Origin of the sequence: Streptomyces sp. ASQP_92, from assembly GCF_025399895.1 — a bacterium.
In the GTDB taxonomy this organism is placed as follows: Bacteria; Actinomycetota; Actinomycetes; order Streptomycetales; family Streptomycetaceae; genus Streptomyces.
The window spans coordinates 402,536-418,491 of record NZ_JAODUA010000003.1; the positions used below are offsets into that span (position 1 = coordinate 402,536).

17 protein-coding genes and 1 pseudogene are annotated in these 15,956 nt (G+C 72.0%); 8 read left to right on the forward strand and 10 right to left on the reverse strand.

What is annotated here, in order from left to right; all coding sequences use genetic code 11:
- Positions 1–46 precede the first annotated feature (46 nt).
- From N4G70_RS11325 to N4G70_RS11335, 3 genes are all read left to right on the forward strand, one after another.
- Entirely contained in the window at positions 47–1,201 is a 1,155-nt protein-coding gene (locus N4G70_RS11325) for an adenosine deaminase (RefSeq protein ID WP_261712420.1), read from the forward strand.
- 124 nt (positions 1,202–1,325) lie between these two features.
- Entirely contained in the window at positions 1,326–1,631 is a 306-nt protein-coding gene (locus tag N4G70_RS11330; protein ID WP_261712421.1) for an ATP-binding protein, read from the forward strand.
- 76 nt (positions 1,632–1,707) lie between these two features.
- Positions 1,708–2,448 (forward strand): hypothetical protein, encoded by a 741-nt coding sequence (locus N4G70_RS11335; RefSeq protein WP_261712422.1) that lies wholly within the window; start codon positions 1,708–1,710, stop codon positions 2,446–2,448.
- Between the two features lies 1 nt (position 2,449).
- On the opposite strand, the gene N4G70_RS11340 is transcribed toward N4G70_RS11335, so the two are convergent.
- The 5 genes and pseudogenes from N4G70_RS11340 to afsQ1 form a co-directional block, all read right to left on the reverse strand.
- On the reverse strand, positions 2,450–2,653 hold the full coding sequence (locus N4G70_RS11340) for a PspC domain-containing protein (RefSeq protein WP_261712423.1): 204 nt from the start codon (positions 2,651–2,653) through the stop codon (positions 2,450–2,452).
- Between the two features lie 98 nt (positions 2,654–2,751).
- Positions 2,752–3,300: pseudogene (locus tag N4G70_RS11345) on the reverse strand (VanZ family protein); the annotation flags it as partial.
- A 68-nt stretch (positions 3,301–3,368) separates the two neighbouring features.
- On the reverse strand, positions 3,369–3,992 hold the full coding sequence (locus tag N4G70_RS11350) for a hypothetical protein (protein WP_261712424.1): 624 nt from the start codon (positions 3,990–3,992) through the stop codon (positions 3,369–3,371).
- Positions 3,989–5,494 carry a cell wall metabolism sensor histidine kinase WalK gene (locus tag N4G70_RS11355; RefSeq protein ID WP_261712425.1) on the reverse strand — a complete coding sequence of 502 codons (1,506 nt, stop codon included), beginning with the start codon at positions 5,492–5,494 and terminating at the stop codon, positions 3,989–3,991. The genes N4G70_RS11350 and N4G70_RS11355 overlap by 4 nt, the downstream gene beginning before the upstream one ends.
- Before the next feature lie 40 nt (positions 5,495–5,534).
- Positions 5,535–6,212: a two-component system response regulator AfsQ1 gene (gene afsQ1 / locus N4G70_RS11360; RefSeq protein ID WP_174248559.1), complete on the reverse strand. Its 678-nt coding sequence runs from the start codon at positions 6,210–6,212 to the stop codon at positions 5,535–5,537.
- Between the two features lie 190 nt (positions 6,213–6,402).
- On the opposite strand from afsQ1, the gene N4G70_RS11365 reads away from it, so the two are divergent.
- Positions 6,403–7,185 (forward strand): SigE family RNA polymerase sigma factor, encoded by a 783-nt coding sequence (locus N4G70_RS11365; protein ID WP_261712426.1) that lies wholly within the window; start codon positions 6,403–6,405, stop codon positions 7,183–7,185.
- 141 nt (positions 7,186–7,326) lie between these two features.
- On the opposite strand, the gene N4G70_RS11370 is transcribed toward N4G70_RS11365, so the two are convergent.
- On the reverse strand, positions 7,327–8,025 hold the full coding sequence (locus N4G70_RS11370) for a uridine kinase (RefSeq protein WP_399035008.1): 699 nt from the start codon (positions 8,023–8,025) through the stop codon (positions 7,327–7,329).
- Between the two features lie 64 nt (positions 8,026–8,089).
- On the opposite strand from N4G70_RS11370, the gene N4G70_RS11375 reads away from it, so the two are divergent.
- The gene (locus N4G70_RS11375) at positions 8,090–8,500 is read left to right on the forward strand and encodes a hypothetical protein (RefSeq protein WP_261712427.1); all 411 of its coding nucleotides are present in this window, start codon (positions 8,090–8,092) and stop codon (positions 8,498–8,500) included.
- Positions 8,501–8,609: 109 nt separating this feature from the next.
- Here N4G70_RS11375 and N4G70_RS11380 read toward each other — a convergent pair whose 3' ends face one another.
- Genes N4G70_RS11380 through deoC form a run of 3 tightly spaced genes read right to left on the reverse strand, consistent with a single transcriptional unit; the run spans position 8,610 to position 11,911 of the window.
- Positions 8,610–9,503: an aldehyde dehydrogenase family protein gene (locus N4G70_RS11380; protein ID WP_261712428.1), complete on the reverse strand. Its 894-nt coding sequence runs from the start codon at positions 9,501–9,503 to the stop codon at positions 8,610–8,612.
- Positions 9,496–10,941 (reverse strand): aldehyde dehydrogenase family protein, encoded by a 1,446-nt coding sequence (locus N4G70_RS11385; protein ID WP_261712592.1) that lies wholly within the window; start codon positions 10,939–10,941, stop codon positions 9,496–9,498. The genes N4G70_RS11380 and N4G70_RS11385 overlap by 8 nt, the downstream gene beginning before the upstream one ends.
- A gap of 10 nt (positions 10,942–10,951) precedes the next feature.
- Positions 10,952–11,911: a deoxyribose-phosphate aldolase gene (gene deoC / locus N4G70_RS11390; RefSeq protein WP_261712593.1), complete on the reverse strand. Its 960-nt coding sequence runs from the start codon at positions 11,909–11,911 to the stop codon at positions 10,952–10,954.
- A 244-nt stretch (positions 11,912–12,155) separates the two neighbouring features.
- Between deoC and N4G70_RS11395 the strand changes: the two genes are divergently transcribed.
- The 3 genes from N4G70_RS11395 (at position 12,156) to N4G70_RS11405 (ending at position 14,638) form a co-directional block, all read left to right on the forward strand.
- Entirely contained in the window at positions 12,156–13,256 is a 1,101-nt protein-coding gene (locus N4G70_RS11395) for a hypothetical protein (RefSeq protein ID WP_261712429.1), read from the forward strand.
- Between the two features lie 93 nt (positions 13,257–13,349).
- Positions 13,350–13,964 (forward strand): class F sortase, encoded by a 615-nt coding sequence (locus tag N4G70_RS11400; protein ID WP_261712430.1) that lies wholly within the window; start codon positions 13,350–13,352, stop codon positions 13,962–13,964.
- 38 nt (positions 13,965–14,002) lie between these two features.
- Positions 14,003–14,638: a PH domain-containing protein gene (locus tag N4G70_RS11405; protein WP_261712431.1), complete on the forward strand. Its 636-nt coding sequence runs from the start codon at positions 14,003–14,005 to the stop codon at positions 14,636–14,638.
- Positions 14,639–14,677: 39 nt separating this feature from the next.
- Here N4G70_RS11405 and N4G70_RS11410 read toward each other — a convergent pair whose 3' ends face one another.
- Positions 14,678–15,904: a glycosyltransferase family 39 protein gene (locus N4G70_RS11410; RefSeq protein ID WP_261712432.1), complete on the reverse strand. Its 1,227-nt coding sequence runs from the start codon at positions 15,902–15,904 to the stop codon at positions 14,678–14,680.
- Between the last annotated feature and the right edge of the window lie 52 nt (positions 15,905–15,956).

Sequence of the window (15,956 nt, forward strand, 5' to 3'; positions counted from 1 at the left end):
GGCCGTACACCGGGCGATCTACGCGCGTAGGGATTAGAGTGCGCAGATGACGAGCCAGACCGCTTCCGTACCCAGCCCGGATCAGATCAGCCGTGCCCCGAAGGTGCTGCTCCACGACCACCTCGACGGCGGTCTGCGTCCCGGGACCATCATCGACATCGCCCGACAGACGGGGTACGACGGACTGCCCGAGACCGAGGCCGACAAGCTCGGCATCTGGTTCCGCGAGGCCGCCGACTCGGGCTCCCTGGAACGGTACTTGGAGACCTTCGCGCACACCTGCGCCGTCATGCAGACCCGCGACGCGCTGTTCCGCGTCGCCGCCGAGTGCGCCGAGGACCTCGCCGAGGACGGTGTCGTCTACGCCGAGGTGCGCTACGCGCCCGAGCAGCACCTGGAGCAGGGCCTCACCCTCGACGAGGTCGTCGTGGCCGTCAACGAGGGCTTCCGCGAAGGCGAACGGCGGGCCCGCGCCAACGGCCACCGAATCCGGGTGGGCGCGCTGCTCACCGCGATGCGGCACGCGGCCCGCGCCCTGGAGATCGCCGAACTGGCCAACTCCTACCGGGACTCGGGCGTCGCCGGCTTCGACATCGCGGGCGCCGAGGCGGGCTTCCCGCCCACCCGCCACCTCGATGCCTTCGAGTACCTCAAGCGCGAGAACAACCACTTCACCATCCACGCGGGCGAGGCGTTCGGGCTGCCGTCGATCTGGCAGGCGCTCCAGTGGTGCGGCGCCGACCGGCTCGGCCACGGGGTGCGCATCATCGACGACATCGAGGTCGCCGAGGACGGCACGGTGAAGCTCGGCCGGCTCGCCTCGTACGTACGGGACAAGCGGATCCCGCTGGAGATGTGCCCGACGTCCAACCTCCAGACCGGAGCCGCCACCTCGTACGCCGACCACCCCATCGGGCTGTTGCGCAAGCTGCACTTCCGGGCCACCGTGAACACGGACAACCGGCTGATGTCGGGCACCACCATGAGCCAGGAATTCGAGCACCTGACGAATGCCTTCGGCTACACACTCGATGACATGCAGTGGTTCACAGTCAATGCGATGAAATCAGCATTCATTCCTTTCGACGAACGACTGGCCATGATCAATGACGTGATCAAGCCCGGATACGCCGAGTTGAAATCCGAATGGCTGTTCCAGCAGACCGCCACGACCAGCGGTTCTTCGGTCGCAGGCGGCTGATCTCAGGTAGCGGAAAACGGCCGGGGGTGTGAACCCCCGGCCGTTTTCGCATGTTTGCGCCCGGGTGGTCGGCTGACTACCTTGGCGAGCCGCTCACCTTTCCCACCCCAAGGACGAATTTCTGATGAAGCAGTCCACCAAGACGCTCGGTGTCGTTGCCCTCGGTGCCGCCTTCGCCGCGGCTGCCGCCGGCACGGCGTCCGCCGCCCCCGCGCTCCCGGCCCTGGGCGCGCTGTCGACCGTGACCGCGGGCACCCCGATCGGCGCCGTCTCCAAGGTCGTCCCCGCGGCTTCCCCCGAGGCGCTGGTCGGCCAGCAGGAGAAGAAGACGTCCGGCGACCCGGTGGGCAGCCTGCTCGGCGGTCTGCCGACCGGCCCCGTGGCGAGCAACCTCGCGAGCGGCGGTCTGCCCGGCGGCCTCGGCGGCTGACCCCGGTACACCCCCTCGGGGCGCACACCCGTGAGCCGGGTGTGCGCCCCGACGGTGTCTGAGTAGGGTCCTGATCATGCGTCCGAAGGCGTCCGCCCGAGCGACGGTGCCGACCCGAGCGATGGTGCTCACCCGGGCGGCGGTGCTCGTCCTGACCGCGCTGCTCGCGGGCGTGGCCTGCACCGCGGCGCCGGAGGGCCCCGCCGGACCGGTCACCGCCCGGGCGCCCGCTTCTCCGCCGCCGAACGGCCTGGAACGGGCCGCCCTCGCGGCGGATGACGTGCCCGGGTACGAGATCTCCGGCGCACCCGCGCCCGACACCGGCGCCGACCGCGCCCCCCGGGCCGACCGCGCCGCCTGCGCGCCGCTGGCCGAGGTGATGGGCGGGGCACCCGACGACCGGGCCCGCGCGACCGTGAGCCGGGGCCTCGGTGCGCGCCGGAACCCGGGCCTCGCGGTGTCGGCCTCGCTGTCCGCCTACGCGCCGCCGGACGCCCGGCGCCTGATCGAGCGGCTGAGAACGGCTCTGGCCCACTGCGGCACCGCCTTCGACACGCTCCTCGACGGCCATCGGGCCACCTACCAGGACGTGCGGGCCGAGCCGTACCAGGTGCGCGGCGAGTCGGTGAGCTGGACCGCGACCGCGACCGGGCAGGGCGCTCCGGCCCCCGTGCACCTCGTCGTGGTGCGCCGGGGCGCCACCATCGTGCGGTTCATGGCGATCGACCTGTCCGGGCGGGCACCGGTGACGGTCGCCGTGCCGCACGACATCGCCGACCGTCAGCTCGACAAGCTCGCCCGGATTCTCGGGGCCTGAACTACCAGGCCGCGCGCGCCGACTTCTCGCCGGGGATCAGCGCCCACATCGCCAGATAGACCAGGAACTGCGGCCCCGGCAGCAGGCACGAGACGAGGAAGATGACCCGCATCGTGGTGGCGGAGGTGCCGAAGCGCCGGGCCAGCGCTGCGCACACCCCGCCGATCCGGCGGCCTTCGGTCGGGCGGACAAGAGGGGCGCTCATGGCAGGCTCCTTCGGAGCTGGAGGGGGGAGCCGCTTCGGTCGGGCTCCCTCGCGATGTCTCCATACTCCCGCCGGACCCTCGCCGGGGCGTCGGTCCAGGGGGCTGTGACAACCCTGGGATTTGTCGGGGTACGTCCCTGAGAAGGCTCCTCCGGAAGGAGGGGCGCGCAGGGGTCGCCCTGGTTCCTGCGGCGGAGGCCCCGCCGGCCCGCCGGCACCACCGCGAGGTGGGCCAGCGCCACGCCCGCGGTGTTCAGGAGCAGCGCGTCCACATCGGGGACCTGCCCGGGCACGGCCGTCTGGAGCAGGGCGATGCCGAGCGAGATCAGCGCGCCGGCCAGCACCGTGCGTACCAGGGAAGCCAGCGGCGAGACCCGCAGGCGGCCGCCCGCCATCGGGAGCAGCACCCCCAGCGGGGCGAGCAGCAGCAGACCCTCACCGATCCGGTGGGCGGCCTGGAGCGGGCCGAGCGCGAGGTCGGCCCTGATGCCGGCGAGCGGCGTCAGATTGGTGGCCGTCACCCACATCACGTCCCGGGGTCTCAGCGAGATCCACGCCACGAGCAGCAGATGCGCGAGGAGGAGGACCCACCCCACCGCGCGGAACCGGATGACGGCGCTGCCGTCCTGACCATGACGCTGCTGCACGCCCCCCAAGACGCGGGACGCGGCGGGAACGGTTCCGCCCGGGCCCAGTGATTCCGCCCGCGGCCGCCCTAGGTACGGCTGGGGCGGGGGATCTCGCCGAGGGTGGCCGCGCTGTCCGGGCGGGACTTCATCTCCGCGGTGCAGGTGTAGCCGCGGGCCGGGTCCTCACCGGGGCCGCCGAGCACCACCTGCTGGCTGCCGGGCGTGGTCGGCATGTTCTCCGCGTACGTGCACACCACCTGCGACAGCGCGAGCGCGGACAGGGCCTCCGGGGCGCGGCTGAGGCGCAGCGTGCCCGCCGGGTCGTTGGCGCGGGCCGCGGTGACGGTGAGCGGGCCCTTGACCTCGGTGGTGAACCCGGCCTCCTTCTCGTCGCCCGACGGCTGGGCGATGAGCTCGTCGAGCAGGGTCTGCGCGAAGCGGAGCCGGTCCTGGGCGCCCCTGTTCTCCGCGATGCGCACCGACCGCTGGGCCGTGACCAACTGGGCCCCGCACACCAGGTGGACCTGGATGGTGACGCCCTCGAACTGCGGGCCGATCGCGTTGTCCGGCACCTCGCACGGCACCCGGGAGGGCGCCGGGCCCGCGTCGACGGGCACCGAGGTGGGCCGGATGCCGCAGCCGGTGGCGGCGGTGGCCAGCGTCAGCAGACCGGCCAGCGCGAAGGCTGCCCGGCGACGGAGTTCTCTCACTGCGCCGCGTCTCCTTCCGGCGTCTCGGTGGTGGCCGGCTCGGTGGCGTCCAGCGGCAGCCGCAGCACGAACACGGCGCCGCCTTCGGGGGAGTTGGTGGCGGTGATGTCACCGCCGTGGATGTGCGCGTTCTCCATCGCGATGGACAGGCCGAGCCCGCTGCCCTCCGAGCGCGGCCGCGAGGCACTGGCCTTGTAGAACCGGTCGAAGACGTGCGGCAGGACGTCCTCGGGGATGCCGGGCCCGTGGTCGCGTACCGCGATCACCAGCTCCTCGCCCTCCACGCGGACCGAGACCCGCACCGGGGAGCCGCCGTGCTTGAGGGCGTTGCCGATCAGGTTGGCGAGCACGACGTCCAGGCGGCGCGGGTCGAGGCGCGCCATGATGCCGCGCTCGGCGTCGAGTTCGACGGCGTCCAGCCAGGCCCGGGTGTCGATGCACGCGGTGATCTGGTCGGCGATGTCCACGTCGTCCAGGACCAGCCGGGCGGTGCCCGCGTCGAAGCGGGTGACCTCCATCAGGTTCTCGACCAGGATGTTCAGCCGCCTCGTCTCGGAGACCACGAGCCGCACCGCGGGCGCGATCATCGGGTCGAGGCTGTCCTCCTCCTCGTCGAGGACCTCCGCCACGGCGGTCAGCGCGGTCAGCGGCGTCCGCAGCTCGTGCGACATGTCGGCGACGAAGCGACGGCTCGCCTCCTCGCGCGCGCTCATGTCGGTGAGCTTCTTCTCCAGCGCCTCGGCCGTGCGGTTGAACGTCCTTGACAGATCGGCGAGTTCATCGGTTCCGGACACCCTCAGGCGGGTGTCGAGCTTGCCCTCGCCGAGCCTGCGCGCCGCGTCCCCGAGGCGCTGCACCGGCCGCAGCACGGTGGTGGCGGCCGCCTGCGCCAGCAGCGCGGAGGCGAGCAGCGCGAGGAAGGTGGCGATGCCGAGCGACCAGGCGAGCGAGTTGAGGTCGCGCCGCTCCTGGTCGAGCGGGGCCAGCATGTAGCCGGTCGGCCCCGCCCCGATGATCTTCGTGCCGCCGACCAGATACGGGCGCCCGTGCAGCGTGATCCGCTGCCAGAACAGGTGGTACGGGTAGGCGTTGCTCCCCGTGACCTTCTGCTTCTTGGTGACCGCCTCCTGGAGGGACGCGGGCACGTCCTCCAGCGTGAAGCCGTCCACGTCGGAGGCGCCCACGATCGGCTTGCCGGGAGCGCGTTCGGCCACGAGCAGCACGTTGTAACGGGAGTTGCTGCTGTCCGCCATCTGCTTGGCGGACACCTGGAGGTCGTGCTCGGTCGGCTGGAGCGGCAGCGAGGCGGCGCGGTTCTGCATGCCCTGGCGGAAGTCGTTGAGCGCCGAGTCCTGCGTACGGACCAGGACGGCCTCGCGGTTGAGCCAGTACGCGATGCCGGACGCGGAGACGGCCGCGGTCAGCGCGACGAGCGCGAACACCACGACCAGGCGCAGCCGCAGACTGGTCCAGCGCAGCCCGGCGAGTACGGCCCGCTTCACCGGCCGGGCTCTTGGTGGGTGCGGGGGCGGAGCGTCAGCTTCACGACGGGGTGTCCAGGCGGTAGCCCACGCCACGGACCGTACGGATCAGCGTCGGGGAGGACGGCACGTCCTCGACCTTGGCGCGCAGCCGCTGCACACAGGCGTCGACGAGCCGCGAGTCACCGAGGTAGTCGTGCTCCCAGACGAGCCGGAGCAACTGCTGGCGGGAGAGCGCCTGTCCGGGGCGGCGGCTCAGTTCGAGCAGCAACCGCAGCTCCGTGGGCGTGAGTTGGAGGTCCTCGCCGTTCTTGGTGACGGTCATCGCGGCCCGGTCGATCACCACGTTGCCGAACGCCGCCGAGTCGGTGGCCTCCCGCTCGCCGCGGCGCAGCACGGCCCTGATCCGGGCGTCGAGGACCCGCCCCTGGACCGGCTTGACCACATAGTCGTCGGCGCCGGACTCCAGGCCCACCACCACGTCGATGTCGTCATTGCGCGCGGTCAGCAGGATGATCGGCAGTTGGTCGGTGCGCCGGATGCGGCGGCACACCTCGAAACCGTCGATCCCGGGCAGCATCACGTCCAGCACGATCAGGTCCGGCCGCTGCTCGCGCAGCAGTTTCAGACCGTCCTCTCCCGTCGCCGCGGTGGCCACACGGTGGCCCTGGCGGGACAGGGAGAGTTCGAGGGCCGTGCGGATGGCGTCGTCGTCCTCGATCAGCAACAGGAAAGGCACAGAGGTCATTCTGGCCCATGGGGGGAAGGAGTACGACCCCCGTCCGGCCCTCGGCCCGCGACACCGCTCGCACAGGCCGCTGTGACAGGCCCGTGACACTCGACGGACAACCCCATGAAACTGCCCGGGCAGGCTCTTCCTCGTAACCCAGCACGGGCACGAAACAGACTCCACCGACGGGGGGCGCGAGATGAACGCACTGCACAGCACCAACTCCAGCGCAGTTGTGACGCGTCTCCACGACGTCGTACGGAGTGCCGAGAAGTCCGGCGTCCCGAGCATGCGGGGGTGCGCTCGGGGCGCCGGGCGCCAGCACACGTCATCGGTACAGCAAGGGCCTTCGCCCTACATGACGGTGCTGGACAGCCCCGCGGTTCCGGCCGCGGGGAAGAAGTCGCAGGGGGGCGGGGAGGCGGCGTACCGGGAGGGCTCGGGGGAGCGGAGCAGCCTGTCGGAGGCGGAGTTCACCGCCTACGTCCAGGCGCGCCGCGCCTCCCTGTACGCCACCGCCTACCACCTGACCGGCGACCGCTTCGAGGCGGAGGACCTGCTCCAGAGCGCGCTGTTCTCCACCTACCGCGCCTGGGACCGCATCAGTGACAAGGCGGCGGTCGGCGGCTATCTGCGCCGGACCATGACCAATCTGCACATCAGCGCCTGGCGGCGGCGCAAGCTCAACGAGTACCCGACCGAGGAGCTGCCGGAGACGGCCGGCGACACGGACGCGATGCGCGGCACCGAACTGCGCGCCGTGCTCTGGCAGGCGCTGGCCCGGCTGCCCGAACTGCAGCGCACGATGCTGGTCCTGCGCTACTACGAGGGCCGTACGGACCCGGAGATCGCGGACATACTCGACATCAGTGTCGGCACGGTGAAGTCCAGCATCTGGCGCTCGCTGCGCCGGCTGCGTGAGGACGACGTCCTCAGCTTCGGCCGTGACGAGGAGGAGTCCTTCGGCGAGTTGGTGGCCTGAAGGTCCGGGGGAGGGGCGCGGGTGGTCCACGGGGGACACGGGGGCCACCCACGGGGGGAACGGGGGAAGCGGCGGGGCCTTCGGGCCCCGCCGCTTCATTGTGTGCGCGCCCTCGCGCGCACCACGGACGCTCGGCCCGCCCTAGGCGGCGACTCCCGCGCGGCTGCGTCCGGCCGCGGCGCTCGCGATGCGGCCCAGGGCCTCGTCCCGGGCGCAGGGATGGGCGCCCAGCGCGGACTGGCGGGCCACGATGGCGCGTTCGGCGCGCATCAGGCGCCAGCCGCGGCGCAGCAGGAACGGGACCGACTTGCGGCCCTCCTTCAGATCGCGCAGCAGCCTGCGGCGGAACGTCGTCGAGGGACGGCCCCGCAGACAGATCGCGTCCGCGAGCACCCCGAGCTCCTGGCAGCGGTCCACGATGTCGGCGGCGAAGATGCCCTCCGCGATGAACAGCGGGGTGCGGCCGATGCCGAGCGAGGTGGTGCCGGTGATGGAACTCGTGGCGATCGAGTACACCGGCACGGAGGTACGTCCCGTGCGGCACAGCTCGGTGATGGCGACGATCGCGGCGTCCGCGTCCCAGGACAGCGGGGAGTCCCAGTCGATGTCCGTGGAGCCCGCCACCAACGGCAGGGTCGGGTCGTCACCTTCTTTGTAGAAGTCGTCCAGGCGCAGCACGGGCAGATCCGTGCGGGCGGCCAGGGACGACTTGCCGGAGCCCGAGGGCCCGGAGAGCAGGACGACGCGCGTCGCGATGGCAGATGAACTCACGGGACACCAGTGTGGGCCATGCGCCCGGGAGTGGGACCCCCAGGGGAGGCCGTTGGTATCCAGTGTCACATCTCAACTACGCTTCGTGATCGCGTGATTACACACGACTACCTCCGAGAGTGAGTGGGATCCCATGGGACGACACGAGGCATCCAGGCCCGCGAGGGGCCTGCGCCACCGGACGCTGCTCAGTGCCGGGCTCACCGTGACCGCGGCCGGCGCGGCCCTGGCCGCCGGGGGCCCGGCCGCCCAGGCCGCCCCCGCCCCCGTCCACCCGTCCGCCCAGAACGCGACCGTCACCGACCTCACGGCGGCCGCGCACGGCCTGACCGGCTCGGCCGGCCACGCCGTGGGGCCCGTGCTCGGGCTGCGGCTCGACCCGCTCGCCAACACCGGGGTCGACCCGCTGACCAACGGGGTCGGCACCCAGGTCGCCGACTTCAAGCCGGTGTCGACGACGGCCGCGACGGGTGTCCTGACGAGCGGCTCCGCCCTCAAGGACCTGCCGCTCATGGACCGGGCCGCCGGTCTGCTGCCCCGCTGACGGGTACGCGAAGGGCCCCGCCGTCGGTGGACGGCGGGGCCCTTCGCACGGCCCGGTGCGCGCAGGCCCGGTACGCGCAGCTCAGTACGTGGAGCTCAGTACGCGCAGCTCAGTATGCGGAGCCGGAGGCGCCCAGGGACCCCGTGGGGTGCCAGACCGTCTTGGTCTCCAGGAACGCGGTGAGGCGCTCGGTGCCCGGGTCCGCGGTGAAGTCCACGGCCTTGGCGCGCAGGACGCGCTTGAGGTTGTCCGCCGCCGCGATCTCCAACTCGCGCGCCAACTCGGCGTCCGCGCCCGTCAGATCGATCGCGTTGACGTCCTGGTGCGCGGCCAGCGGCGCCGCGATCTCGGCCGTCCGGCCGGACAGGACGTTGACCACGCCACCCGGCAGGTCGGAGGTGGCGAGCACCTCGCCGAGCGAGAGGGCCGGGAGCGGCGCCTTCTCGGACGCGATGACGACCACCGTGTTGCCGGTCGCGATGACGGGCGCGACGACCGAGACCAGGCCGAGGAACGAGGAGTCCTGGGGGGCCAGGACCGTCACGACACCGGTCGGCTCGGGGGTGGAGAGGTTGAAGAACGGGCCCGCGACCGGGTTGGCCCCGCCCACGACCTGGCCGATCTTGTCGGTCCAGCCCGCGTACCAGACCCAGCGGTCGATGGCCGCGTCCACGACGGCGGCGGCCTTGGACTTCGAGAGCCCCTCGGCCTCGGCGACCTCGCGCACGAACTGGTCCTTGCGGCCCTCCAGCATCTCGGCGATGCGGTAGAGGATCTGCCCGCGGTTGTACGCGGTCGCGCCCGACCAGCCGCCGAACGCCTTGCGGGCCGCGACGACCGCGTCCCGCGCGTCCTTGCGGGAGGAGAGCGGCGCGTTGGCCAGCCACTTGCCCTTGCTGTCGACCACTTCGTACACCCGGCCGCTCTCGGAACGCGGGAACTTCCCGCCCACGTACAGCTTGTAGGTCTTGAAGACACTCAGACGCGTCGAAGTCTCAGACATCGAGGTAGCCCTCCAGGCCGTGCCGGCCGCCCTCGCGGCCGAAGCCCGACTCCTTGTAGCCGCCGAACGGCGAGGTCGGGTCGAACTTGTTGAACGTGTTGGCCCAGACGACACCGGCGCGGAGCTTGCCCGCGACGGCGAGGATGCGCGAGCCCTTCTCCGTCCAGATGCCGGCGGACAGGCCGTACTGGCTGTTGTTGGCCTTGGCGACGGCCTCGTCCGGGGTGCGGAAGCTCAGCACAGACAGGACCGGGCCGAAGATCTCGTCGCGGGCGATGGTGTGCGCCTGGGTGACGTTGGTGAACAGCGTCGGGGCGAACCAGTAACCCGCCGACGGCAGTTCGCACGGGGCGGTCCAGCGCTCGGCGCCCTCGGCCTCACCGGTCTCGGTGAGCGCGGTGATCCGGGCGAGCTGCTCGGCCGAGTTGATGGCGCCGATGTCGGTGTTCTTGTCCAGCGGGTCGCCGAGGCGCAGCGTGGAGAGGCGGCGCTTGAGGGAGTCGAGCAGCTCGTCCTGGATCGACTCCTGGACCAGCAGGCGCGAACCCGCGCAACAGACCTGGCCCTGGTTGAAGAAGATGCCGGTGACGATGCCCTCGACGGCCTGGTCGATGGGGGCGTCGTCGAAGACGATGTTGGCGCCCTTGCCGCCCAGCTCCAGGGTGACCTTCTTGTCGGTGCCCGCGACGGAACGCGCGATGGCCTTGCCGACGTTGGTCGAACCGGTGAAGGCGACCTTGTTGACGTCCTCGTGCTCGACCAGGGCCGCGCCCGCGTCGCCGTATCCGGGAAGGATGTTGACGACGCCCTTGGGCAGGCCCGCCTGGCGGCAGATGTCCGCGAAGAACAGCGCCGACAGCGGGGTCGTCTCGGCCGGCTTCAGGACGACCGTGTTGCCGGTGGCGAGCGCCGGGGCGATCTTCCAGGCCAGCATCAGGAGCGGGAAGTTCCACGGGATGACCTGGCCCGCCACTCCCAGCGGGCGCGGGTTCGCACCGAACCCGGCGTGGTCGAGCTTGTCGGCCCAGCCCGCGTAGTAGAAGAAGTGCGCGGCGACCAGGGGGAGGTCCGCGTCGCGGGTCTCCTTGATCGGCTTTCCGTTGTCCAGGGTCTCCAGGACCGCCAGCTCGCGGCTGCGCTCCTGGATGATCCGGGCGATCCGGAACAGGTACTTGGCGCGCTCGGAGCCGGGCAGCGCCGACCACTTCTCGAACGCCCTGCGCGCGGCCTTCACAGCACGGTCGACGTCCTCGACGCCCGCCCGGGCGACCTCGGACAGGACCTCCTCGGTGGACGGCGAGACGGTCTTGAAGACCCTGCCGTCGGCGGCCTCGGTGAACTCGCCGTCGATGAACAGGCCGTAGGACGGCGCGATGTCGACGACCGAGCGCGACTCGGGAGCCGGCGCGTACTCAAAAGCGGATGTCTGTGTCTTCATGTCCATGGTCTCAGTCCACCGTCACGTAGTCGGGGCCGGAGTAACGGCCGGTCGCCAGCTTCTGACGCTGCATCAGCAGGTCGTTGAGCAGCGAGGAGGCGCCGAAGCGGAACCAGTGGTTGTCCAGCCAGTCCGCGCCCACGGTCTCGTTGACCAGGACCAGGAACTTCACCGCGTCCTTCGTGGAGCGGATGCCGCCGGCCGGCTTCACGCCGACCTGGATCCCGGTCTGGGCGCGGAAGTCCCGTACGGCTTCGAGCAGGACGAGGGTGTTGGCGGGGGTGGCGTTGACCGCGACCTTGCCCGTCGACGTCTTGATGAAGTCGGCGCCGGCCATCATGCCGAGCCAGCTGGCACGGCGGATGTTGTCGTACGTCGACAGCTCACCGGTCTCGAAGATGACCTTGAGGCGGGCCTTGTCGCCGCACTCGGCGCGGACGGCCGCGATCTCCTCGTACACCTTGAGGTAGTGGCCGGCCAGGAACGCGCCCCGGTCGATCACCATGTCGATCTCGTCGGCGCCCGCCTCGACCGCGTCCCGTACGTCCGCGAGCTTCACCGGGAGCGCCGCGCGGCCCGCCGGGAAGGCGGTGGCGACGGAGGCGACCTTGACGTCCGACCCCTTCAGCACCTCCTTGGCGCTCGCCACCATGTCCGGATAGACGCAGACGGCGGCGGTGTGCGGGGTGGTGCGGTCGGTCGGATCGGGGTGGACGGCCTTGGCGGCGAGCGCCCGGACCTTGCCCGGGGTGTCCGCGCCTTCCAGCGTCGTCAGGTCGATCATCGAAATGGCCAGGTCGATGGCGTACGCCTTGGCCGAGGTCTTGATCGAACGGGTGCCGAGGGACGCGGCGCGCGCTTCCAGGCCCACCGGGTCGATGCCGGGGAGCCCGTGGAGGAAGCGGCGCAGCGAGCCGTCGGACGCGGTCGCGTCGGCGAAGGCAGCAGCTGCGGGTGCATTGGTGGGCATGGTCACCAGATGAGCATATCTACGCGCGTAGCTTCCTGTACAGCCCCCGAGGCTCAGGTGAGCGGGGGTGAGCTCTGTCACGCGCCTGTGACACGGAGCAGACGCTTCTCGTACAGGTGATCCATAGATTTCTCTTCAGCAGCCCCGCCCAGCCTCAACGGCCCCACCCGGCAGAGGAGGCGGCATGCGACCTCCACTTCTTCCTTCTCCGGCCACTCGGCCGCCCTGCTCCATGGAGTCGTTCATGTCGACCTACGCCCGCACCCCGCTCCGCGTCGCGATCGCCACCGCCGCCCTCGCCGGAGCCCTCCTCACCCCGGCGGCGGCCTTCGCGGCCACCCCGGGGCAGACGCCGGCCACCACTTCCTGCCACGTCACCAAGAGCGTCGCCTCGGAGCGGCTCGGCATGACCGTCACGCTCACCAACGACCTGGCGAACGGCCCGAAGGCCGAGCTCAAGGACGCCAAGGGCAAGGTCGTCGCCACCGTCGACCGGGCCCACCCCACCGACCTGAGCGCCGGCATCAAGCTCGAGGCGGCGACCGGCGGCAAGGCCGTGTTCTTCCAGCGCTCCCAGGGCGGTGACACCGCCTGGAAGTCCCAGCCCTTCCCGGCGCTGTCCAAGGCCTGCACCGACCCCGACACCGTCACGTACAAGCTGGTCAACGGCGAGAGCGTGCCGGTTTCCCGGTCCGCCGCCGGGCACTACCGGGCCGAGTTCGTGACCAACGGGAAGGTCGTCCTGATCCTGGGGACCAACGGTGAGGACGCGGACGGGTACGTCCACGGAATGCACGTGGTGCTGAACGCCACCACCGGCAAGCTGACGTCGGAGTTCACCGACGGCCGCGCCGGCTGCACGGTGACCAAGGTCGTGCCCAGCGTCTTCGGCGCGGGGATGTCGGTGAAGCTCACCAACAGCAGCCAGGGTCCGAAGGCCGTGCTGCGCGACGCCTCCTTCAAGGCGCTCGCCACGGCCGACCGTGCCCACCCCCTGGACGGCCGTTACGGGGTCCGCATCGACGGCGCGAACACCGCCACCCCCAAGCTCGGTCAGCGCACCCAGGGCGGCACCATGCCGTACAGGTACACCGACTTCCCGAAGCTCCCCGCCGGGTGCGCGAGTGGCACCCCGGCCAAGACCCCCACCACCACCCCGGTCAACTCCCCGGCGCAGAACGGCGGTCAGACCACCGTGGTGCCCAAGGGCGGCGTCGCGGCCGGGGCCGAGTTCAAGCAGGACGGCATGGACAAGAGCGCGCTGCTCGCGGGCGGCGCGGGGATCGCCGCCCTCGGTGCGGCCGGGTTCGTGGTGGCGCGCCGCCGCGCCGCCGGCCGCGTCTAATCACGCCGGGCGGGTCCCTCCGGGGGTCCGCCCGTCCTCTCGGATCGGGTCTCCCCCCCGGGGGGCCGCTCGTCTTCCGCCCCGGAGCACCTCATGTCCCGTACCCGCGCGGCCCGTTCGGTCGTCGCCGCCCTGTTCGTCCTCGCCGTCGGCGCCTCGGCCGCCGGCTGCGGCTCCGAGACCCCGAAGGCCACTCCGCCGCCGCACATCACCGCCTCCACGGCCGCCCCGGCCTCCCCGAAGGCCGCGGCCGCGCTGCCCGCGTCCAAGCCGGTACGGGTGCGGATCCCGGCGGCAGGGGTGGACGCCGGGCCGATCCTCGACCTCGGGCTCGCCGAGGACGGCACCGTCGAGGTGCCCTCCGTCGCCGACGCGGACCGCATCGGCTGGTACGACAAGGGAGTCACCCCGGGCGAGCGGGGGCCCGCCGTCCTCATCGGGCACTTCGACACGGTCAAGGGCCCCGCGGTCCTCAAGAACGTCTCCAAGGTCAAGGTCGGCGACACCGTCTCGGTCGCCCGCGCCGACGGAAGGAGCGCCGACTTCACGGTCCGCGCGCTCGAACAGGTCGACAAGAAGACCTTCCCGACGCAGAAGGTGTACGGCGACACCGACCGCCCCGAGCTGCGGATCATCACCTGTGGCGGCGAGCTCACCGGCGGCCACCGGCCCGACAACATCATCGTGTACGCGGATCTGGTGGCCTGAGGGAAACCGGCGCGTGGGGCGTGAGGCAGAATCGGGCCATGACGAGCCCCACGCCGCCCGCCGAGCCGGCCTACGCCGACCGGACCTACCGCTCAGCCGCCGGTATCGCCGGCGGCGCGCTGCTGCTCGCGATCGGCATCTGGCTCGGCGTCGACGCCGTGCTCCAGGGGCACGGCAACGCGCCCTGGCTGGCGCTCGCCGTGCTGCTGTGCGCGGTGCCCCTGATCGTCGCGTTCAGCTTCCGCCCCGCGGTGTTCGCGAGCGCCGACCGGCTGCTCGTACGCAACCCGTTCCGCACGATCACGCTGCCCTGGGCATCCGTCGCGGACGTACGGGCCGGTTACTCCAGCGAGGTCTTCGACCAGTCGGGCGGCAAGTACCAGCTGTGGGCGATCCCGGTCTCGCTGCGCCAGCGCAAGCGGGCCGCCCGCCGGCAGGTACGGGACGCCACGGTCGACGGGCAGAGCGGGGTCTCGGTGACCGCCGACGTCACGGACACCAAGGCGCGGATGGCGCCCACCGACCAGTCCGTCCTGACCCTGCGCGAACTCGCCGAGCAGGGCGCCTCGCGCGAGGGCGCCCAGGGACCGGTGAGCGTCCGCTGGGCGTACGAGGTCATCGCGCCCGCCGTCGCCGGGGCCGTCCTGTTCGTGGTCCTGCTGGCCATCGGCTGAGAGCGAAACGGCGCCTGCCCCGGCCCCACGGCGGTCCCGTCACGGCGGTCCCGGCCACACCATGAGCATGTACGCGCCCAGCCACGCCGACGACACGGCGGCCGACCCCAGCACGAGGGCGGTCACCGTGCGGCGGGCCCGGGACAGGGCGAGTGCGAGCGGGAGCAGCAGCGGGAATCCGGGGAGCAGGAAGCGGGCCCGGGGGAAGTAGACGCCGCCGCTGCCGAGGACGACCAGCAGCAGGGCGCCCGTGAAGACCAGCAGGACCAGCGGCTGGCGGTCGGCGAGCGAGAGCACGTACAGCACTGCGGAGACGATCAGGACCAGAGTGACCACGACCAGGAACAGCGGCGGCCGGTTCGCGTACACCAGCAGATCCCGCATCTCGCGCAGGGTGCCGACGCCGCCGTCCCACTCGTTGGTCCACCGCTTCTGCACGGCGAAGTAGCCGTCCCAGCGGCCGACCCGCAGCCCCACCCAGGCCACATAGGCGCACCAGCCGAGCGGCGCGAGCAGGCCGCCGAGCACCGGCCGCCACGCCAGGCGCCGGGCGCGTACGAGGGCGGCCAGGGCGGTCAGCGAGACGGCGGCCGCGAGGGCGATGCCGGTCGGACGGGTCAGGCCCGCGAGCGCCGCGAGCGAGCCCGCCCAGACCCAGCGCCCGGTCAGCGCGCAGTACAGCGCCCAGGCCGTCAGCGCCGTGAACAGGGACTCGGTGTAGCCCATCCACTGGACCACGCCCACCGGCAGCGCGGCCCACAGCACCGTGAGCAGGGTGGCGGTGCGCCGGCCGTGCAGGCGGTCGCCGACCGCGAACACCCCGCCCGCGGCGACCAGCGAGAACACGATCGCGAGCGCCAGGGCGACACTGGCCCGCGAGCCCGGGGTGACGGCGGCGACCGCCTTCACGAGCACCGGGTACAGCGGGAAGAAGGCCAGATCGCTGGGCTCGTCGGTGCCCGGCGGGGACGGTTCGTAGCCGTGGGCCGCGATGCCGAGGTACCAGTTGGAGTCCCAGGACTTGGCGAGCACCGGCCACAGGCCGTGGTGGCGCAGGTGCGTCCAGCGGGCGAGGACGAGCACCCCCAGCAGGCGCACCGCGAGATGGCCGAGCAGCGCGGGCCCCGCGTACCGAAGGGCGGCGCGTACCCGCTCCCGGACCGGTGGCCGGGCGCCCGGAACGCGCTCGGCCGGATACCGGCGGGCGCCGGGGACGGGTCCGCGACGGACCGTGGTCGTCGCTGGGGGAGGCGCGGTCGGGGACACTGCGACGGCTCCTTGGCTCGGGCACGGCGGGAGGCACGCCGTCAGGCGCGGC

What these genes read in the sequence shown, in the direction of transcription:
- N4G70_RS11325 (WP_261712420.1), top strand. Translation starts at nt 47, where the DNA reads ATGACGAGCCAGACCGCTTCCGTACCCAGCCCGGATCAGATCAGCCGT.
- N4G70_RS11330 (WP_261712421.1), top strand. Translation starts at nt 1,326, where the DNA reads ATGAAGCAGTCCACCAAGACGCTCGGTGTCGTTGCCCTCGGTGCCGCC.
- N4G70_RS11335 (WP_261712422.1), top strand. Translation starts at nt 1,708, where the DNA reads ATGCGTCCGAAGGCGTCCGCCCGAGCGACGGTGCCGACCCGAGCGATG.
- N4G70_RS11340 (WP_261712423.1), bottom strand. Translation starts at nt 2,653, where the DNA reads ATGAGCGCCCCTCTTGTCCGCCCGACCGAAGGCCGCCGGATCGGCGGG.
- N4G70_RS11365 (WP_261712426.1), top strand. Translation starts at nt 6,403, where the DNA reads ATGAACGCACTGCACAGCACCAACTCCAGCGCAGTTGTGACGCGTCTC.
- N4G70_RS11375 (WP_261712427.1), top strand. Translation starts at nt 8,090, where the DNA reads ATGGGACGACACGAGGCATCCAGGCCCGCGAGGGGCCTGCGCCACCGG.
- N4G70_RS11380 (WP_261712428.1), bottom strand. Translation starts at nt 9,503, where the DNA reads ATGTCTGAGACTTCGACGCGTCTGAGTGTCTTCAAGACCTACAAGCTG.
- N4G70_RS11385 (WP_261712592.1), bottom strand. Translation starts at nt 10,941, where the DNA reads ATGAAGACACAGACATCCGCTTTTGAGTACGCGCCGGCTCCCGAGTCG.
- deoC (WP_261712593.1), bottom strand. Translation starts at nt 11,911, where the DNA reads ATGCCCACCAATGCACCCGCAGCTGCTGCCTTCGCCGACGCGACCGCG.
- N4G70_RS11395 (WP_261712429.1), top strand. Translation starts at nt 12,156, where the DNA reads ATGTCGACCTACGCCCGCACCCCGCTCCGCGTCGCGATCGCCACCGCC.
- N4G70_RS11400 (WP_261712430.1), top strand. Translation starts at nt 13,350, where the DNA reads ATGTCCCGTACCCGCGCGGCCCGTTCGGTCGTCGCCGCCCTGTTCGTC.
- N4G70_RS11405 (WP_261712431.1), top strand. Translation starts at nt 14,003, where the DNA reads ATGACGAGCCCCACGCCGCCCGCCGAGCCGGCCTACGCCGACCGGACC.